General features: G+C 71.8%; 19 protein-coding genes and 2 pseudogenes. 9 read left to right on the top strand and 12 right to left on the bottom strand.

All coding sequences use genetic code 11. The features are described 5' to 3' along the window. Positions 1 to 186 precede the first annotated feature (186 nt). Both IE257_RS12460 and IE257_RS12455 read right to left on the bottom strand, forming a co-directional pair. A complete protein-coding gene (locus tag IE257_RS12460) occupies positions 187 to 684 on the bottom strand; it encodes an RICIN domain-containing protein (RefSeq protein ID WP_189967816.1) in 498 nt (165 codons plus the stop codon). A 102-nt stretch (positions 685 to 786) separates the two neighbouring features. After that, positions 787 to 1,422, bottom strand: coding sequence for an NlpC/P60 family protein (locus IE257_RS12455; protein ID WP_189967814.1), 636 nt, complete (start codon positions 1,420 to 1,422; stop codon positions 787 to 789). 201 nt (positions 1,423 to 1,623) lie between these two features. Here IE257_RS12455 and IE257_RS38135 point away from each other — a divergent pair. Beyond that, a pseudogene (locus tag IE257_RS38135) lies at positions 1,624 to 2,031 on the top strand (helix-turn-helix domain-containing protein); the annotation flags it as partial. A 246-nt stretch (positions 2,032 to 2,277) separates the two neighbouring features. Beyond that, the gene (locus IE257_RS38130; RefSeq protein WP_229920338.1) at positions 2,278 to 2,676 is read left to right on the top strand and encodes an RICIN domain-containing protein; all 399 of its coding nucleotides are present in this window, start codon (positions 2,278 to 2,280) and stop codon (positions 2,674 to 2,676) included. Positions 2,677 to 2,727: 51 nt separating this feature from the next. Here the strand turns inward: IE257_RS38130 and IE257_RS12445 are convergent, their stop codons facing one another. After that, positions 2,728 to 4,092, bottom strand: coding sequence for a family 43 glycosylhydrolase (locus IE257_RS12445; protein WP_229920303.1), 1,365 nt, complete (start codon positions 4,090 to 4,092; stop codon positions 2,728 to 2,730). 152 nt (positions 4,093 to 4,244) lie between these two features. Between IE257_RS12445 and IE257_RS12440 the strand changes: the two are divergent. Further along, a pseudogene (locus IE257_RS12440) lies at positions 4,245 to 4,430 on the top strand (CorA family divalent cation transporter); the annotation flags it as partial. 52 nt (positions 4,431 to 4,482) lie between these two features. On the opposite strand, the gene IE257_RS12435 reads toward IE257_RS12440, so the two are convergent. Next, positions 4,483 to 5,640 (bottom strand): amidohydrolase family protein, encoded by a 1,158-nt coding sequence (locus IE257_RS12435; RefSeq protein WP_189967808.1) that lies wholly within the window; start codon positions 5,638 to 5,640, stop codon positions 4,483 to 4,485. Between the two features lie 13 nt (positions 5,641 to 5,653). After that, on the bottom strand, positions 5,654 to 6,034 hold the full coding sequence (locus IE257_RS12430; protein ID WP_373301820.1) for an MAB_1171c family putative transporter: 381 nt from the start codon (positions 6,032 to 6,034) through the stop codon (positions 5,654 to 5,656). Between the two features lie 65 nt (positions 6,035 to 6,099). Between IE257_RS12430 and IE257_RS12425 the strand changes: the two genes are divergently transcribed. Further along, positions 6,100 to 6,495, top strand: a complete 396-nt coding sequence (locus tag IE257_RS12425; RefSeq protein WP_229920302.1) for a hypothetical protein — start codon at positions 6,100 to 6,102, stop codon at positions 6,493 to 6,495. A 73-nt stretch (positions 6,496 to 6,568) separates the two neighbouring features. Further along, the gene (locus IE257_RS12420; RefSeq protein ID WP_189967804.1) at positions 6,569 to 7,810 is read left to right on the top strand and encodes an erythromycin esterase family protein; all 1,242 of its coding nucleotides are present in this window, start codon (positions 6,569 to 6,571) and stop codon (positions 7,808 to 7,810) included. Between the two features lie 7 nt (positions 7,811 to 7,817). On the opposite strand, the gene IE257_RS12415 is transcribed toward IE257_RS12420, so the two are convergent. Beyond that, the gene (locus IE257_RS12415; protein ID WP_189967802.1) at positions 7,818 to 8,351 is read right to left on the bottom strand and encodes a hypothetical protein; all 534 of its coding nucleotides are present in this window, start codon (positions 8,349 to 8,351) and stop codon (positions 7,818 to 7,820) included. Between the two features lie 189 nt (positions 8,352 to 8,540). Here IE257_RS12415 and IE257_RS12410 point away from each other — a divergent pair, with 189 nt between their 5' ends. Both IE257_RS12410 and IE257_RS12405 read left to right on the top strand, forming a co-directional pair. Next, positions 8,541 to 8,897, top strand: coding sequence for a hypothetical protein (locus IE257_RS12410; protein ID WP_189967800.1), 357 nt, complete (start codon positions 8,541 to 8,543; stop codon positions 8,895 to 8,897). Between the two features lie 253 nt (positions 8,898 to 9,150). Continuing rightward, positions 9,151 to 9,816, top strand: a complete 666-nt coding sequence (locus IE257_RS12405) for a hypothetical protein (RefSeq protein ID WP_189967799.1) — start codon at positions 9,151 to 9,153, stop codon at positions 9,814 to 9,816. Positions 9,817 to 10,158: 342 nt separating this feature from the next. Here IE257_RS12405 and IE257_RS12400 read toward each other — a convergent pair whose 3' ends face one another. The 5 genes from IE257_RS12400 to IE257_RS12385 all read right to left on the bottom strand — a co-directional run bounded on the left by IE257_RS12400 (position 10,159) and on the right by IE257_RS12385 (position 15,082). Next, entirely contained in the window at positions 10,159 to 11,514 is a 1,356-nt protein-coding gene (locus tag IE257_RS12400; protein WP_229920337.1) for a serine/threonine-protein kinase, read from the bottom strand. Continuing rightward, entirely contained in the window at positions 11,511 to 12,293 is a 783-nt protein-coding gene (locus tag IE257_RS38125; RefSeq protein ID WP_229920301.1) for an FHA domain-containing protein, read from the bottom strand. The genes IE257_RS12400 and IE257_RS38125 overlap by 4 nt, the downstream gene beginning before the upstream one ends. Positions 12,294 to 12,365: 72 nt before the next feature. After that, a complete protein-coding gene (locus IE257_RS12395) occupies positions 12,366 to 13,259 on the bottom strand; it encodes a peptidoglycan DD-metalloendopeptidase family protein (protein WP_189967794.1) in 894 nt (297 codons plus the stop codon). Positions 13,260 to 13,379: 120 nt separating this feature from the next. Beyond that, positions 13,380 to 14,045 carry a response regulator gene (locus IE257_RS12390; protein ID WP_189967792.1) on the bottom strand — a complete coding sequence of 222 codons (666 nt, stop codon included), beginning with the start codon at positions 14,043 to 14,045 and terminating at the stop codon, positions 13,380 to 13,382. Further along, complete coding sequence (locus tag IE257_RS12385; protein ID WP_229920300.1) at positions 14,042 to 15,082, bottom strand: sensor histidine kinase; 1,041 nt, start codon at positions 15,080 to 15,082, stop codon at positions 14,042 to 14,044. The genes IE257_RS12390 and IE257_RS12385 overlap by 4 nt, the downstream gene beginning before the upstream one ends. A 288-nt stretch (positions 15,083 to 15,370) precedes the next feature. Between IE257_RS12385 and IE257_RS12380 the strand changes: the two genes are divergently transcribed. Further along, positions 15,371 to 15,856 (top strand): cation:proton antiporter regulatory subunit, encoded by a 486-nt coding sequence (locus tag IE257_RS12380; protein WP_466056314.1) that lies wholly within the window; start codon positions 15,371 to 15,373, stop codon positions 15,854 to 15,856. 6 nt (positions 15,857 to 15,862) lie between these two features. Next, a complete protein-coding gene (locus IE257_RS12375) occupies positions 15,863 to 17,119 on the top strand; it encodes a cation:proton antiporter (protein ID WP_189967788.1) in 1,257 nt (418 codons plus the stop codon). 46 nt (positions 17,120 to 17,165) lie between these two features. On the opposite strand, the gene IE257_RS12370 is transcribed toward IE257_RS12375, so the two are convergent. After that, positions 17,166 to 17,492 carry a hypothetical protein gene (locus IE257_RS12370; protein ID WP_189967786.1) on the bottom strand — a complete coding sequence of 109 codons (327 nt, stop codon included), beginning with the start codon at positions 17,490 to 17,492 and terminating at the stop codon, positions 17,166 to 17,168. Positions 17,493 to 17,529 lie beyond the last annotated feature (37 nt).

The raw sequence follows: 17,529 nt of genomic DNA, 5'->3' as shown, positions 1-17,529 counted from the left end.
GGGCGCACCAGGCCCACCGGATTTCCGATGGCCGACGCATTCGAGAGGCCGCTGCAGCCCCGCGGGTGGCGCTTGCCCTGCCAGCCGCGTGTCCAAACGGTTGCGATCCTGGCCGCCGCAGGGCCGGCGTACGGCCTGGCCCGGCCAGCGGCGTCCCCGCTGCCAGGATCGCTGCCGCCTACCCGCTCAGCGCCAGGTCTGGTACGGGCTCTTCTGGCTGTGGGTTCCGCACGGGAAGGTACGGAGGTGGTGGGCCGGGCTGTCGTCCAGGCACAGGCCTGTCTGCTGGTTCTTCAACTCGACGGCCCCGTCGGGGTAGCGGTGCACGATCCAGCTCTGGTCCTTGGCCTTGTCGCACGGATAGGGCGTGACCTTGCCCCCGGGGCTGTCGGTCAAGCACCTGCCCGTCTTGATGTTCCGCAGTTCACGGGTGCCGTCGGCCCACCGGTGGACGTTCCACTTCTGGTGCTCGTTGCCCAGGCAGGTGTACGTCCGGATCCCGTGCTCGCTGTCGTCCAGGCAGGCCGACGTCGCATCGTTGCGGAAGCTCTGGACGCTGTCGAGCGCGCTCGTCGGGGCCGCGTCGGCCTCGTGGGTGGCGGTGGCCGTAGCCAGGCCCGCTGCGAGCAGCACGCACGCGACGCTTGCCCGGAGCCTCTTCGTGGTCGTCGGAACGGTGTTCATGGCTCTCCTCGGTCGATGGGGAGGGGTTCTACGGATGGCTGCGCGGGGCGGAGCACCGCCCCGCCCCGCGCGAACGGACGGATGGATGGATGGACGGACGGATCAGCCCACGATGTTGACGGGCCGGTAGGCGTGGTAGCCGTCGCGGCCGTTCACCCCGTAGGAGTGCTGCTTCCAGCGGGTACCGACCCCGCCCGCCTGCTCGTAGGACTTGTAGACGGTGTGGGCGTTGTTGGCCCAGCCGTCGAAGATGACCACGTGGCGGTTGTCGGGGTTGTTGCTGTTGGCCTTGATGACCAGGTCGCCGGGAGCCAGGTCCTTCATTGAGATCCGGCGCGTGAACCCGTCGTTCTTCAGCGAGACGGTGTTGGGGCCGGGCTTCGACAGCCCCAGCGCCATCGAGACGTAACCGGAGCAGTCCTGCCGGTATCCGTCCTTCCACCGCTTGTTCTGGCTGTAGGGGACGGGTCGGCCGTTGTTCGCGGTCAGCCAGGTCTTCGCCCGTGCCAGCACCTGGGCGCGGGTGATACGGGGAGCCGCCTGGACCGCGGGGGCCGATCCGGCCCGATCGGCCCAGGGCGCGAGGGCACCGCCCACCTCGGCGGTCGCCCACGCCGCGGACGCCGCGGATACGGAAGGAGCCGCGGGCGCGGACGGCGCAGACAAGGCGACGGACCCGGCGCACAGGACCGCTGTCAACGCTGCCACACCCCAACGGCGGGTGGTCTTCTTGGACATGTGGATTCTCCTGTTTCTGTGTTCTCGCTCGTGGCGGATGGAGGCGCCGGTCCACGCGGCCGGGCAAGGGCGTCGGGACTCCAGGCCGACACGGAAGCCGATACGGGCCGTGGCGGTGAAGGCTGCGAAGCCCTGGGGTCGGGGGGGGAGGGACGGTTCGGTCGCCCTCCGTGACACCCGTGCCGGAGATGCGAGGCCGCGATGCGGCGCTTGCACGGGCTGCGGGGCCGGACGAGAAGGAGTCTGCGGGCGGCGATGCGGCCAGGGCAAGGCTGTCCCGTTTGCTTCACCGATGTCGGGATCCCTAAGGTTCTGACCTGCTGGGACATGACCATCCCGGGACATGAAGCGGCCTGCGAAGCATCAGTGTGCGGCCGTCGGAAGGGGGCGAACGTGACGGGCCTCGACGGACCGCACGGCAGTGCGGCGCAGCAGTTGGGGAGTGCGCTCAAGGCTTTGCAGCGGCGATCCGGTCGCACGCTGCGTTCACTGGAATCCGAGGTGATGACCAGTGACTCGTCGCTGTCGCGCTACTTGCGGGGCAGCACGGTCCCGCCGTGGTCGACCGTCCACGACCTGTGCCGGGCCTTGGGCGCGGACCCCTCTGAGTACCGCGCCCTGTGGGAGGCGGCGGACCGGTGCCAGCCGAAACCGCCCGCGGGCGCGGGCCCGTCCGCCGCTACGGAGGGCCGGTGGCGCCGTTGGCGGCGTACGGCCGGCCGGTGGGTATCGCACCGCTGGGTGTGGGCCGCGGGCGGTGCGTGCGCCGGCCTGTTGTGCGGCGGCGCTCTGGCGTTGTTCGGTCCGTGGCCGTCGGGTTCAGCACCCGGGCAAGGCGCACCGGGTCGGCAGGCGGTGTCCCCCAAGGCGGTCGGAAAGGCGGGACCGCGGCTCGACGACCACAGCCGGATCTTCGTCAACCGGGTCACGGGCAACTGTCTGGACCACAGCCTCGACAAGGGCCTGCGTTCCTTCGCGCCCAACGGAATGAGCTACCAGAGGTGGACGGTCCACCCGTTTCCCGACGGCACCAGCGAACTGCGCAACCACGCCACCGGCGCCTGTTTGGACAGCGGCGACTCCGCGCTGCAGGGGGCGTCCTGCAGCAAGGCCGCCACACAGAAGTGGGTGGTCGCACCCCTGCCTGACGCATCGGTAGAGATCAGGAGCCGGACCACCGGAGCCTGTCTGGACGACAGCCAAGGGCTGCGGGCCGTGCCCTGCGACGGCTCGAATCACCAGAAGTGGGGCTGACGTTGTGGAGGGTCCGCCGCGGACCCTCCACCCGCACCAGCTGAGGCAGCCTCAGGCCACTTCCACGGAGTCGAGTTCCGCGTAGTAGTCGTCCTTGGTCAGGCGTACGGTGTTCCAGCCCCGACGCAAGGAGACAGGCACGCTCGCCTGCTGCCAGTTGTCCCATCCGGTGTACGGATAGTCCACCCGCCCGTCGGCCGGAGCCTGCCCGTTGACGGTGAGGCTGTGGGAGGCCGGTACCGGCACGTCGGCGCCGTCCCGGGAACCGTTGCCGTACCGGACCGTCAGCGTGTGCGGTCCCGCCGAGGCGGCGAAGACGGAGAACTCGACGAAGCTGTCCGGATGGTCGATCCCGCCGACCGCCCGACCGTCAAGGGCCTCTGCCGCATCACGGACGACCGCCCGGTGCACCCGTGCGCTCTCCGCCTGATGGAGTACCTTGCTGCCCCGAACGACCGGACGGCCGTCCGCGAAGCCGAGGTCCGCCGCGTACAGGAAGCGTCGCTCGGAGCCGTCATGACTCCAGCCGTGGAAGAGGATCCGGTCCTGCCCGTCCGGACCGGTCACGACATCCTGCCCTCCGGGGCCGCGGACCATGCCGCTGAAGGACTCGGTGGACATCAGCGGCGCCGTCGCCTTGACGTAGGGGCCCGTCAGCCGACTGGCCACCGCGTAGCCCGTCTTGTAGTGGTGGTCACCGTAGAAGTCGGCCGAGTAGAACAGCACGTAGCGGCCGTCACGCCGCACGAGGGTCGGGGCCTCGACAAGTTTCCCCTCCCACTCGCGGTCCTGCCCGATCAGAGCGACGGGCTCGCCCGTCGTACGGGTGCCGTCCGAGGAGACCGGCTGCAGGTAGATCCGGGTGGCCAGCTCGCAGCAGTTCCCGTCGTTCTTCCAGAGCAGGTACCGCCGGCCGTCCTCCGTATGGCTCGCGGCGTCGATGGCGCCCCCCTGCTCGGCCGGGCAGACCAGTGGTCCCTTGCCGGTGGGCAGGAACGGGCCGTCGGGTGAGGACGACAGGGCGACGCCGATGCACTGCTTGCCGCTGGCCCGGTCGCGAGCGGTGTAATGCATGGTGAATCCGTGTCCGTTGGCGAATACCTCCGGCGCCCATACGAGAGAACGCATCGGCTCCGCCCAGTCCCCGAGGCGGGGCAGGGGGTCCGTCTCGGCCGGGGACCAGTGGACCAGATCCGTGGACGTGGCGTGCTGGATGTTCGCCGCCTCACCGTTGGTCGCGTAGGCGTGGTAGGTGCGGCCCACCTTCACGACATCCGGATCGGGAAAGTTCCGGCCCATCACCGGCCCCGCCGTGTCGGCTCCGGCGGGCGGCGCAGCGAGGAGGCCTGCGGCGAGCACTCCGGTGGCCGCGACGGCTACCGACCGCCAGAACCGGCGTTCGACTGTGGGGAACACCTGTCTTCTCCTTGAGCTCGAGGAGTTGCATGCGAGGAGGCTGCGCCGTCCGTTTCGATGGACTAACGCCCTGAACATCGACCGGTTGCGGCAGCCCGGGGAGTTGACCCGCGCAGGCTGTTTTCTCAAGTCAGCGGCGTGAGGGTGACGACTTCAAGAAGATCTCCAGTTGGGCCGCCATCCTCTTTGCACCCACCCTGGTCGGCACCATCTACGGCATGAACTTCGAGGTCATGCCGGAACTCCACTGGGCTGCGGGCTACCCCTTCGCGATCCTCCTGATGGCAGTGGTCTGCACAAGCCTGTACGTCATCTTCAAGAAGCGCGACTGGCTGTAGGAGTCAGTTGACCCCTCACGCACCAACGGGGGGCACCGGCAGCGGTAGCCCGTCAGGCATACACAAGGCCATCCGCCATCACCAGCCGAACGCGGCGCAGGGCCTGGAGATCGCTCAGGGGATTACCCTCGACGACCAGGAGGTCCGCGCGGAGGCCGGGGAGCAGGCGCCCCGTGACCTTGCCCAGCCCGAGTGCCTCCGCCGCCTCGCAGGTGGCCAGGTCGACGATCTCCTGGGAGGTGCAGCCCAGATGGGCGAAGAACTCGAGACTGGACACGAAGTCATCGAAGACCGCCCGGCTCACGCCCGCGTCCGTGCCGGTGAGCAGCCGCACCCCGCGCTCGCGCATTCGGCGGATCCCGCCGAACATCTCCTCCGCGCGCTCACGTCCGAAACGCTCGGCGAAGCCGCGCCAGTCGGGGCTGGCCGCCGGACAGACCCCGATGCCCCGGGCGGCGATCTCGTCGACGACGTCGTCGAGGAGCCGGAAGCCATCCTGGTCGATCCAGGTGCAGTGCTCGATCGTGCTCACCCCGGCCTCCACCGCCGCGACGATGCCTGCGGTGCCGTGCGCATGCGCCGCCTCCTGCACGATGATCCGGAGCTCCTCGGCCGTGAACTGGGGCGCCCAGATCGGCGGCCCGCCCTTGGTGATGCCCCCGCCCGTGGCCATCACCTTGATGAGGTCCGTGCCCCGCTCCACGTTGCGGCGGACCAGCGCCCTGGCGGCGTCCTCGCCGGACACCTCTCCGCCCAGGAACCAGCAGTGTCCGCCGGGTCCCGTCACAGGAGTGCCGGCCGCCAGGACACGGGGTCCCGGCAACCGTCCCGCCCTGACGGCGTCGCGGAACTCCGTCACCAGTCCGTTCCGGTCGCCGAGGTCCCGCACTGTGGTGACGCCGGCGTTCAGGAGACCGAGTGCCCGCTCCGCAATGCCTTTGGCCACCGTCGCATCGTCCGCCTCCCGCAGCGCCGCGACCGGATCGGGCCCCGCGTCGAGAACGAGGTGGACGTGCGCGTCGACGAGCCCCGGCAACAGCGTGCCGTCGGGGTAGTCGTGACGGAGAGTGCGCGCGGGGGCACGAGACTCCACCTCGTGGCGTGGTCCGGTGTCCGCGATGACGCCGTTTCGCACCAGCACGGCGCCGTCCGCCAGGACCTGGCCGTGCGGTCCGATCACCACGCGCCGGGCCGAGATCAGGGTGTCCATCGCCACTCCTCGTTCAGAATTGCGCTGTCAGAGTTTCGGACAGCCGGATCAGTTGCCGTACATCACTCTCCAGACTGCCGTCGCCCTCGCCGGGCAGGGCGACCGGGACGGCCTGGGAGGGCGCATCCTCTCCGGAGGCGTACGCCCGCAACGCGGTCCTCAGATGGCGCGCCGCGACCTCGGGCGTGAGTGGTGCCTCGGCGTCGGCCGTGGCCGCCTCCAGCGCCAGATAGGGACTGATCCGGACGAGCCCGTCCCGGCACTCGATGACACGCCGGTAGTAGCGCCGGTGCACGCCCCGCGGACTCAGCGCGTCCCGGCGGCGACCGCCCCCGGTGCGTTCGAGTGCGTCCTCCGGGAACGCCAGGTGCAGAGCCTCCCAGAGGAGGGCCAGCCTGTGGTAGACGCGGCCGTGGTGCCACCACAGACGGATACGTCCGCGACACCCTGCTGCCCGCCATGGCGAAGGGCGCGGCCGAGTCGGGCCGCCCGGTGCCCCGCATGGTCACCGTTGTGCACGCCGCCGTCGACCGCCCGGGACGCCACGCCTACCGGCTCGCCTTCGCAGCGGCCCACGTCCACCTCGCCGGGCCGCACTACTGCGACATGCTGCGCCGCGCCGGACTGCGCGTCCACCACAGCCGCCCGGGCCTCGGCGCCCGCGCCCTCGTCGACTCCGGAGTCTTCCTCTACGGCACGCCAGGGAACATCGCCGCACAGCTGGCCGAATTCGATCGGGCGGGGGTGGACGAAGTTGTCGTCAACGTCGCGGGACTGTATTCCGAGCATGGCCGACCGGACGCCGTACGGGACCTCCAGGAGATCCTCGCGGCCTGCCGGGAAGCGACGAACTGACCCATGAACGGGTGAGAGAGGCCGGGGCACGACCGCGTGCCGCCCTCCCGCACGCGGTGAGGAGAGCAAGACGGTGCCCGACGACATCACCCGATGGCTGAACGAGCACGCCAACCCGTTGAGTACCCTGACCCCCGGCGCGCCGGTGGAGGACCTGAAACCCCTGGGCGAGGCACTGCGGGGGACACGGATCGTCGGTCTGGGGGAATCCACCCACGGCACGGGCGAGTTCTTCCGGCTGAAGCACCGCATCGTGGAGTTCCTGGTCCGTGAGGAGGGGTTCACCACCCTCGCCATGGAGGCCAGCCAGTCCGCGGCCCACGCACTCGACGCGTACGTCCGGTACGGCACGGGCTCCCCCGAACGGCTCGTCGCCAGGCTGGGCTTCTGGACCTGGCGCACCCGGGAGATGGTCGACCTCGTCGAGTGGCTGCGCGCCCACAATCGCGACCTGCCCGAAGAGCGCCGGGTCCGCTTCGTGGGAACCGACCCCCAGCTCTGCGCCGACTCGGTCGAGGCCGTCGCCGCCTTTGTGCGCCGGACGGCGCCCGATCAGGCCGGGCGCGTGGGCGCCTTGGACGTGCTGGCGCGGGCCCGCCCGGGCTCGCGTCCGGACCCGGACAAGGCCCTGTTGCGGCGCGCCGAGGAGATCGCCCGCCTCGTCGCGGGCCACGTCGAGCGGTCGGGTCCCGGAGACGACGCCGGCGAGGCTCTGGAACACGCGCGGATCCTCGTCCGCGCCGCCGACCTGGTGACCCGGCCCTTCGGTGCCTCGGCCGGCGAGGACGGCGTGCTCGCCGCGCGTGACCGCTACATGGCCGAGGCCGTCGCACGGCTCGTGGACGACGACCCCGAGGCTCGCGTCATGGTCTGGGCACACAACGGGCACATCGCGAAGGGCACGTACGGGGACCAGGTGCCGGCCCTCGGCAGCAGACTCCGCGAACGGTACGGCGACACCTACTACGCGCTGGCCCTCCTCTTCGGTAAGGGCTCCTTCCTGGCCCGCCGCGGCAACGACCTTCAGCGCCCGCCGGCCCGCCACCGCATCGGCACCGGCCTGCGCTCCCTGGAGGCCAGACTCACGCACGCCGTACCCGGCGACTACTACGCGGACTTCCGCGCCGCGGGTTCCCCCGCCGACGCCGCGCCCTGGCTGAACGCCCCGCACGCGCAGCGCAGCTTCGGCGCCAACGTCCAACGGTTCCTCTACCGCTTGAACACCGCCCCGCTCGTCCCGGCCGAGGACTATGACGGCATCGCGTTCGTAGCACGCTCGACCTGCTCCCACCTGCTGCCCCCGGCGGAGGACTGAGGTTCTCTCACGGCCACAGGTCGAGCGCGGCGTTCAGAGTGAGCTGCCACATCGGTTCGGCACCGGTGCCGAATGCCGCGGCGAGCCCGTACCCCACGGACGCGTCGTACGGGTCCCTGGCACGTTCGGACTCGCCCGCCGCCTCCCAGTCGGCCGACACACGCCCGTCGCCGCTCGATGTGAAGACGCCGAGCAGCCGCTCGTCACGCAGCAGCCGACTGGTGCCGAGGGAGTCCGGAACCAGCAGATAGCTGCACTTCCGCGCCCCTGAGACGACCTCGACGCGGTACGAGCGCCGGGTCAGGAATCCCTTGGACGGCCGCAGGGTCTCCTCTGAACCGTCGATGAGCAGAGTGAGGTGCTCGGGGTCGCGCGTCCCGATCGGCACATGGCTCTCCGGCATGGTGTGCGGGGCCCGCCGGATGTCGACCGGCGGCAGACCGTCCCCCCTCACGCCCAGCGTCCCGGCCTCGTGGTCGAGTTCGATCCGGACCGCGCCGAAGAGCGGATCGTCGGCGGGCACGTACGCGTACGGATTCATCGGGCCCCTTGCTCCTGTTCATCCTGGTGATCGTCTTCCGCCAGTCTCGTCCGGACGCGGAGGGCCGGTTCCCTTTCCGGCCAGAGGCGGGCCGGTGGGCAGGGGTGGCGCCACGGGCTGGGCGTCGGGGAGCGCAGCGATTGTTCCCCTGTGAACCGGCAGCCGTACCCGGCCAGGAGTTACCGTCCTGTGACGCCCACCGATGACCGACAGTTCCCCGCCGCGCCGGCCACGGCGTTCTGGCTGATCCGCCCGAGCCGGCCGCCGGCCGAGCAGCCCGTGGTCTTCCTCGGATCAGAGGGTGAGACCGGTGTTGTCGCGCGCGACCCGGGCGACTTCCTGTCGCTGCTGGCCGACGGCTTCGGCGGCCCCTGGGAGGCTGCCACCTCGTACGAGCCCGACTGGAACGCCCGCCCCGATCAGGAGTTGGCAGCCATCGCCGAAGGATTCGCACCGCACCAGCGCCGGACAGCCGCTGCCGTGATCGAGCTGGCGGCCGAGGAATTCCCTGACTTCGACGACATCATCATGGAACTCTGCCGCTGACCCGACACCCCCACCACTGCGGTCCCTGAGCGACCGTCGATCGGATGCGAGTTCTTCGCAAAGACCCGGGTTCGGGATGGGCAGGGGATGGGCAGGGCCTGGCCTCTTCCCAAGGCAATCCGTGATTGGCACCACCTGAAAGGCTGCAGCGGCCTACCCTCCGGCAGTAGCAGGATTGCCGTGCAAGGGAGGGGGGCGGCGTCCCTTGGTGAAGGAACCCGTTTGCGGAACGTGCGGCCAGATCGTCACGGTCATGAACGGCAGAATCGTCCCGCACTGGCGCTCAAGGGACATGCCCTACCGCTGCACGGCTTCCGGCCGGGAGGTTCCACTGGCTCTGGCCAAGGAAGAACCGCAGCTACGGTGGACGAGGCGGACTCAGGCGCCCCGGGCGACCCTCGGCAAACGGAGCCGCAACAGCAACGTCCTGTTCGGCACGAGGCATTCCTCACGGGCAGAGGACAACACGCCTGTTCCGGTACCCGAGTGGGTTCCTGCCTGGCGAGACGGGTACGTGCCCGCGCTCGCTCTGCCGGCGGGCAGCCGCACCGGTGTCTGGCTCCCCCGGCGCAGCATGTCCGAGCACCAGCGGCAGATCGGAGATCTGCTTCCCACCACACACAGTCTTGAATGGAACGGGGACAGGAAGTGCTGGACCTTCGCCAGCCAGCATTTCCTCAGCGTGGCCAGGAAGCTGTTGCGCCGCAACCAGCGGATCGTCCTCGGCCGTGAATACAACCCGAAGGAAAAATGCAACGGGGCGTGCAGGCATGCGCGCCTGTTCGAGTGCACGTGCTCGTGCCGGGCGAAATACCACGGCGGAGGACAGTGGATGAGCGGCTGGAAGCGGTTGGACGAGTTCGGCACCCGCTACCGGGGTGCGGCCTGGCACTGGATGGTCTTCACACCGGACGTCTGAGTCGCGGTGCAGCCGCGTGCCACGGGCACTGGCCGGGTTGAGGAACCGGCGCGGCGAAACCTGCTCTCGGCGCTCGGTCACGGTGAGGTGCTCCAGCCCGACAGGACGGGGGCTCCCATGAGGGCTCTCGTGATGATTCGGGTGGGGGGCGACAGGGACAGCAGGGTCATGACGAGGTGCACGACCCCGGTCAGTCCCGGGTGAGGGTGGCGGGTGTGCGGGGCATGGCGGGGCTCTCTTCCGGCGGTCCTGGGAGGGTTGTTCCCGGTGAGGAGTCTTCCGGCCGCTCGGGGTGCGCGGAAGGGCGGGCGGGTGACAGCAACCGCTCCCGGACGCTTGGTGTCAGCAGTGCGGGACCCAGGCGTGGGAGCGCAGGCGGAAGGTGCCGCTCAGGTTGGTCCTGGTGCCCACCTTCACGCAGCCCAGGAGCTCCTGCCGGGCGGGCTGCCCGTAGTAGAGGACGTCGACCTGACTCGCTCCCTCGGTGAGGTCGAACCCGTTGTTGTAGACCGAGCGGGGCGGGGTGCGGGCCGACCAGGGGCAGGGGGTGGGGCCTCCGATCCAGTCGGCGCCGCCGTCGACCCAGGAGCACATCTCGCCCCGGCCGTCCTCCTCCGAGAAGAAGCAGACCGCCCCGCGCCGGCACCGTTCGTACCCCGCCTCCCCGGCGGAGTCCCCGAACGGCAGCAGGCCCGAGCTCCATACGGCGCCCAGGCCCGCGAGGGCCGCCGCGCCGGCCGCGATCAGCGCCCGGCGGCGCCTCGGTAAGGAGTCGCGCGGGGCGGGCGCCCGGCCGGCGGCCGCGGCCCGGACCCGGCCCAGCAGCGAGGCCGCGGTGTGTTCGGCCCGGTCCTCGTGCCTGCGGGCCAGGCAGTCCTGGACGATGTCCCGCCAGTGCTCCGGCAGTTCCGGCGACAGGCGCAGCTCCTCCTCGCCCCTGGCGTAGCGCAGGGCGGCGTCCCGGCGGGCGGCGGAGGTGCCGCCGGGCAGCGGCAGCGAGCCGGTCAGGACCACGTGCGCCAGCACGCCGAAGGCCCAGATGTCGGCCGTCGGGCGGATCTTCGTCCCACGTTCGCCGACCTCCGCCCAGAACTGGTCGGGCGGGGTGTAGTCGGGCGTGGCGAAGGCCGGTGAGTAGGCGTGGGTGCCCTCCAGTTCCGCCGCCATGTTGAAGTCGCCCAGCCGCGCCGTGCCGTCGGCCATCAGCAGGACGTTCCCCGGCTTGAGGTCGCCGTGCACCCAGCCCGCCCCGTGCAGTTGGTCGAGCCCCTCGCAGACCTGGGCGAGGAGGGCCGGACCGGCCTGCGGCGCCCCGCCGCAGGCGAGCAGGGTGTCCAGGGAGCCGGCCGCCTCCTCCAGGACGAGCACGGTGGCGCCGTCGAGTTCGGGCCGGCCGGGGTCGTCGACCGTGAGGACCTCGTACAGCCGGATCAACCGGGGTGTGCGCACCCGGCGCAGTACCTCGGTCTCGCGCTCGGCGAGTTCGCTGAGGTGCCGCAGCTGGCGCGGGGTACGGGTGCCGGTCGGCAGGAACTTGAGCGCGGCGCGGGCGGGCAGCCCCCGTTCAGGTCCGGCGCGCCGGGCCGCGTACACGCTGCCGAAGGCGCCGGCCCCCAGCAGGTGCCCGACGACCCAGGGGCCGATCCGGTAGCCGGGCGGGACGGTGAGGGCGCCGGGTGCTCCGGCTCGTCCGGTCAGCGGGCGGTACCGGTCGGGGCGGCCGGGAGGGCCGCCAGGTCCTGCTCGCGGACGAGGTCGAAGCGCAGGGCGAGGGAGACCAGGGTCTCCTTCTTGCCGACCAGCCGCGGTCCCGGGTCGGCCGTGTCGGGGCCGGGCTTGAGGCGCAGCTTGACCGCGAGGTAGTCGATGTTCCACTGCACGGTGGCCCGGTTGCCCGCGGGCCATGACGGCTTCAGCCGTTCGACGACCTGCTCGACGGTGGGCAGGGGCGCGTGCGGTTCGCCGCGCAACCGCGGCTCGCAGAGCGCGGTGAGGACCAGGAAGTAGCGGCTGGAGCGGTCGAGGGGGAAGGGGAGTACGGTCGCTTCCCCGTCGCGCTCGCCGGGCTCGCCCGGCTCGTCGAGGTCGGCGTAGTCGTGGCGCGGCGCCCAGACGTCCAGGGTGAGCAGTTCGGAGCCGGCGGGCAGGACGATCCGGGCGAACTCGAAGGGGACCGGTGCGTCCAGCCTGCCGGGGGCGATCTTGATGTGCTCGCCGGCGCCCTCGGGGTTCTCGACCACGTAGGTCGCCGAGCGCGAGAAGTTGCTCAGCGACCAGTACGTGCCGGTGGCGGTGATCAGCCCCGCCGAGCGCGAGACGCCCGCGTGCGGGAGGTACAGGGTGGGCGGGCCTCCGGGGGCTCCGCCGTGTCCGCTGCCGGCGGGCTCACGGCCGAACCGGAGGGCCTGCCCCGGTGCCAGGCGGATCTGTTCGGCCGGGGACATGGTGCGCCCCGGAACCACGATGATGCTGTTCACACTGCTTCCTTCCCCCGGGATCCAGGGGAAGGCTAGTCAGTGGAATGACTCGTTCAGGCAACAAATGGGGACTCAGCACTCGCCGCGCCAGTGGAAACGGTCGATGGTCCGGCCGCCCGCGGGAAGGTTTCCGCGTCCCTCGTCCCAGCCGCGGTGCAGGCAGGCGCTGCCGCCCTCCTTGAAGTACACCTGCACGTGGTCATAACCCGGCTGCGTCGTGCCGTTGTTGAAGAAGGACCTGCGCAGCCCGCACGTGCTGCGGGGCTCGTCGCCGGCGGAGCGGCAGACGGTGCCGGTGCCGTCGGGTCCCGAGTAGAAGCAGACGTTGCCGGACGGGCAGTCCTGCCAGGCGGGGGGCGGCGTGCCGGTGCAGTTGCGGCTGGTGACGCTCGGCCATTCCTTCGCGTCGCCCGAGTACTCGACCCCGTCGAAGTGGGCCGGAACGCGGTGGCTCTCGTCGGTGAAGTCACCCGAGGCGAGGTAGCGCTGCTCGTAGTGCAGGTGGGACCAGGTGGAGGCGCCCGAGGTGCCGATGCGGCCGATCCGGGTGGCCGGCTGGACGGGGTCGCCCTTCTTGACGTACGTCGCCGGGTCGTCCTTCAGGTGGTAGTACGCCGTGAACCAGCCGTTGCCGTGGTTGATCTGGATGGTGTTGCCCGAGCCGTTGGTCCAGTACGTGGCGGCCACCGTGCCCGCGGCGGACGGCAGGACGGGCAGCGCGTCGGATCCGGTGTTGCCCTCCACCACGATGTCCAGCGCCGGATTGTGGCCCCAGGTGTTCAGCTGCCAGTTGGTCCCGCACGGGAAGGGCAGCTGGAACAGCGGCTTCGCCGCGGCCGCCGCCGCCGTCTCCCCGCGGCCGCCGGCCGAATCGGTGGTGGCGGCGGACGCGGGCGTTCCCGCCAGCACCAGTCCCGCCACGCACATCAGCACCACCGTCCGCAACCTGCTCAGATACCGCAGCACGTCTTCCCCTCCCGGCCCCTGTGGACGGCGCCCGGTCGGGCGGTCCCGGCGCCATGTTCGGGGGTGGGGGCCGGGCGCACCACCTCGCACCTACGAGGGTGGGCCCGCGGGTCTCTCCGGCTACGGCTCGATCAGCCCGACCCGGATCGCGTACCGGGTCAGTTCCAGCCGGTCGCGCATCCCCAGCTTCTGGAGGAGGTTGGCCCGGTGGCGCTCGACGGTCTTGGCGCTGATGACGAGGAGGTCGCCGATCTCCTTCGAGGAGTGGCCCTCGGCGACGAGCTTGAGGATCTCCTCCTCGCGTTCGGTGATGGCCCGGGCGGGCAGCGGATCGCCCTGGCGGGCCCGGTCGAGGTAGTTGCGGATGAGGGTGGTCTCGGCCCCGGGGTAGATGAACGGCTCGTCCCGGATCGCGGCCCGGCACGCCTCGACCAGATCGCGGTCGGCGACCGACTTGGGGACGTAGCCGGCCGCCCCCGCCTTGAGCGCCTCGAAGAAGTACTGCTCGTTGTCGTACATGGTCAGGATGAGGATGCGCAGGTCCGGTCGCAGCCGGGAGAGTTCCCGCGCGGCCTGCAGTCCCGTCATCCGCGGCATCGCCACGTCGAGGACCGCGAGGTCCACCTCGCCGGTACGGGCCAGGGCGACGGCCTCCGCCCCGTCCCCGGCCTCGGCGACCACCGTGAGGTCGGGCTCGGCGTCGAGGATGAGCCGGACCCCGCGCCGTACGAGGGCGTGGTCGTCGGCGAGCAGGACGCGGGTCGGCGGCCGTTCCGGGGCGGTCAACGGTTCCCCTCCCCGAGGTCTCCGGCGGACCCGGACCCGGACCGGGACCCGGACCCGGACCCGGCCGTCGACACGGCAGCAGCGGCAGCGGCGGCCGTGTCGACGGCGGGTACGTCCAGCCGTACCTCGGTGCCGTCCCGCGGGCCGTCCCCGATGGCCAGCTCCGCGCCGATGAGCAGGGCCCGTTCGCGCATGCCCTGGATTCCCGCGCCTTCGCCCGCCGGGCCGATCCCCCTGCCGTCGTCCCGTACCAGCAGCCGCACCGCACCGCCGGGTCGGCCCGACAGGTGCACCTCGACGGCGCTCGCGCCCGCGTGCCGGGCGGCATTGGTCAGGGCCTCCTGGGCGACCCGGTAGACGACGAGTTCGGCCGCTTCGTCCAGCCGGGGCACTCCGGGGCCGATGACGTGCCGCACGGTCAGCGAACCACTGGTGAACTCCGCGGTCAGCGCGCGCAGGGCGCTGTGCAGTCCGAGCTCCTCCAGGACCCCGGGGCGCAGCCTGCGGGCGATGCGCCGGATCTCGTCCAGGCTGGTGCGGGTCGTCTCCTGCACCTGGTGGAGCTCCTCCCGCAGCGGGGCGGGAGCGCGGTCGGCAACGTGCTTGAGCTGGAGCAGGACCGCGGTGAGGGTCTGGCCGACCTCGTCGTGGAGCTCCTGGGCGATGCGCCGGCGTTCGGCCTCCTGCGCGGACAGGGCGCGGGCGGTGCTGCCGGCCCGTTCGGCCTCCAGCCGGCCCAGCATGGCGTTGAAGGAGGTCGTCAGCCCGGCCACTTCGCCGGGGCCCTCCACCCTGGCGCGGCTGCCGGGGCGCAGCAGGTCGACCGCGCTCATCGCGCGGGTCAGCCGGCCGAGCGGCGCCAGCCCGATGCGCAGCAGGACGGCGTTGGCGATCAGCATGGCCGCCAGTCCGGCGAGCAGCACCACGGCCTCCCCGAGGACGACCGGGGTGGAGACGGTGACCGGTCCGAGCAGCAGCAGGACGGCCGTGACGAGGACGGCCGCGTTGAGCAGGAAGATCCGCCAGTACAGCGACACGGTCCTCCCTCCCCTCGCTCCGGTGTCCGCCGCCCGGGCGGACCGCTCGCTTCCACTATCCCCGCCGGCACCTCCCCGCACCTGCGGTGACCCGCCTTGACCTGCGGCGGGATCCATGTCCCCGCCCCCACCCTGCCGTCCGCCGGGGGCCTTGTCCATCCGTGCCGACACCCATATCCCGCCCCCCGCGCGAGGTGGCACCATGAGCCCCGCGCGGCCGCCGGAACCTGCCTTCCGCCAGGGCCGCGCCGCACCACGGCCGAACACGAAGCAAGGGGGGACAGAGCTGTGCCTGCTCCACGGATGAGCACCACGCCACTGCCCGGCATCGGGGTCCAGTACGACCTCACCACCCGCGAGCACCGCCACCTGTCGGTGATCGCCCACCGCGACGGGACTCGCACGGTGAACATCTACCGCGCGGACGATCCCGACGCGTGCGCCCAGTCCCTGCACCTGACCGGGGCGGAGACCGCCTCGCTGATCGACGCCCTGATGCCCGCCCACCACAGCCCCAACGTGCTGCACACCACCGACCTCGGCCTGGTCGCCGAGCGCATCGAGCTGTCCGCGCACTCGCACTGGAACGGGCGGCTGCTGGGCGAGACCCGGATGCGGACGGAGACCGGCGTCTCGATCGTGGCGGTACTGCGCCGGGCCGAGGCCCGCCCCTCCCCCGCGCCGGACTTCCGCCTCGCCGGCGGGGACACGCTCATCGTGATCGGGACCCGCGAGGGCGTCGACGCGGCCGCCTCCATACTCGGACGGGAGTGATCGCCTGTGCACTCCGCCGTCTTCCTGATCGAGTTCGGTGCGATCATCCTGGGCCTGGGTCTGCTGGGCAGGCTCGCCGGGCGGTTCCGCTTCTCTCCGATACCCCTGTACCTGCTGGCCGGTCTCGCCTTCGGCACGGGCGGACTGCTGCCCATGGGCGCGAGCGAGGAGTTCGTGGCCATCGGCGCCGAGATCGGCGTCATCCTGCTGCTGCTGATGCTGGGGCTGGAGTACACGGCCACCGACCTGGTCTCCAACCTCAGGACCCAGTACCCGGCCGGACTGGTCGACTTCACCCTCAACGCCGTACCCGGCGCGGTCGCCGCGCTGCTGATGGGCTGGGGGCCGGTGGCCGCGGTGGTCCTCGCGGGGGTCACCTGGATCTCCTCCTCCGGCGTCATCGCCAAGGTGATGGGGGACCTGGGCCGGCTCGGCAACCGTGAGACCCCGGTGGTCCTCAGCGTCCTGGTCCTGGAGGACCTGGCCATGGCCGTCTACCTGCCGATCGTCACCGCGCTGCTGGCCGGGGTCGGTCTCGCGGCGGGCAGCCTGACCCTCGCGATCGCCCTCGGAGTGGCGGGTGCGGTGCTGTTCGTCGCCGTCCGCTACGGCCGGCTCATCTCTCGGTTCGTCTCCAGCGACGACCCGGAGAAGCTGCTGCTCGTCGTCCTCGGTCTGACCCTGCTGGTCGCGGGCATCGCGCAGCAGTTGCAGGTGTCCGCCGCGGTCGGCGCGTTCCTGGTGGGCATCGCCCTGTCCGGCGAGGTGGCCGAGGGGACGCACACCCTGCTCAGCCCGCTCAGGGACCTGTTCGCCGCGGTGTTCTTCGTCTTCTTCGGCCTGCACACCGACCCGGCGAGCATTCCGCCCGTACTGCTGCCCGCGCTCGCGCTCGCACTGGTCACCGCGGGCACGAAGATCGCCACCGGGTACTGGGCCGCGAAGCGCGCCGGGGTCGGGATCAACGGCCGCTGGCGGGCCGGCGGCACCCTGGTGGCCCGCGGCGAGTTCTCGATCGTCATCGCCGGTCTCGCCGTCACCGCCGGCATCGAACCGGCCCTCGGGCCGCTGGCCACCGCCTACGTGCTCATCCTCGTGGTGATCGGCCCGCTCACCGCCCGCTACACCGAGCCGCTGGCCGCGTGGTTCAGGGAGCGCCGCGCCGTGAGCACCCCGCTGCTCGCGGCCGTACCTTCCCCCGCGAAGTCCCCGGAGGCCGCTGAGGAGCCGGCCCCCGACCAGGACCCCGCCGGGCGTCCGTAGCCGTAGCCGTAGCCGCAGCGGTGGGCGGCGGCGGGGCGGCCGGCTGTCAGGGCGGGGCCATCGGCTTCGCCCGGCGGCCGGCGCGCGGGTCCGCCGCGCCCAGGCGGTTCACCGCCAGCGCGGCCACGACCAGCCCGGCCGCCAGTACGAGCCCGTTGGGCAGGGTGGCCCCGGCCACCGCGGCCCAGATCCCGAGGGCGACGGCCAGCCAGGCGCCCGCCCGCCGGTACGCGCGGCGGTGCGGGCGCGGTTCGCCCGGGGCCCGTGCCCGCCTTCGGTTCCGGCTCCGGCTCCGGCTCCGGCTCCGTACGGGATCCCCGTACCCGGGCCGGGTACCGGGGCCGGTGGTCCTCGTGTCGTCGGATCGCGGCATGGCCCCGCTCCTTTCCGTCGGTCGGGCGACGACGCAG

The organism is Streptomyces avidinii (assembly GCF_014650695.1).
In the GTDB taxonomy this organism is placed as follows: domain Bacteria; phylum Actinomycetota; class Actinomycetes; order Streptomycetales; family Streptomycetaceae; genus Streptomyces; species Streptomyces avidinii.
Note: the sequence above shows the minus strand (reverse complement) of the source record. Positions and strands in the feature narration are given on the sequence as shown.

Excerpts from the sequence above, each read along its gene's own strand:
- IE257_RS12370 (WP_189967786.1), bottom strand. The coding sequence starts at position 17,492 with ATGCCGCGATCCGACGACACGAGGACCACCGGCCCCGGTACCCGGCCC.
- IE257_RS12460 (WP_189967816.1), bottom strand. The coding sequence starts at position 684 with ATGAACACCGTTCCGACGACCACGAAGAGGCTCCGGGCAAGCGTCGCG.
- IE257_RS12455 (WP_189967814.1), bottom strand. The coding sequence starts at position 1,422 with ATGTCCAAGAAGACCACCCGCCGTTGGGGTGTGGCAGCGTTGACAGCG.
- IE257_RS12435 (WP_189967808.1), bottom strand. The coding sequence starts at position 5,640 with ATGGACACCCTGATCTCGGCCCGGCGCGTGGTGATCGGACCGCACGGC.
- IE257_RS12415 (WP_189967802.1), bottom strand. The coding sequence starts at position 8,351 with ATGAATCCGTACGCGTACGTGCCCGCCGACGATCCGCTCTTCGGCGCG.
- IE257_RS12425 (WP_229920302.1), top strand. The coding sequence starts at position 6,100 with ATGGCGAAGGGCGCGGCCGAGTCGGGCCGCCCGGTGCCCCGCATGGTC.
- IE257_RS12405 (WP_189967799.1), top strand. The coding sequence starts at position 9,151 with ATGAACGGCAGAATCGTCCCGCACTGGCGCTCAAGGGACATGCCCTAC.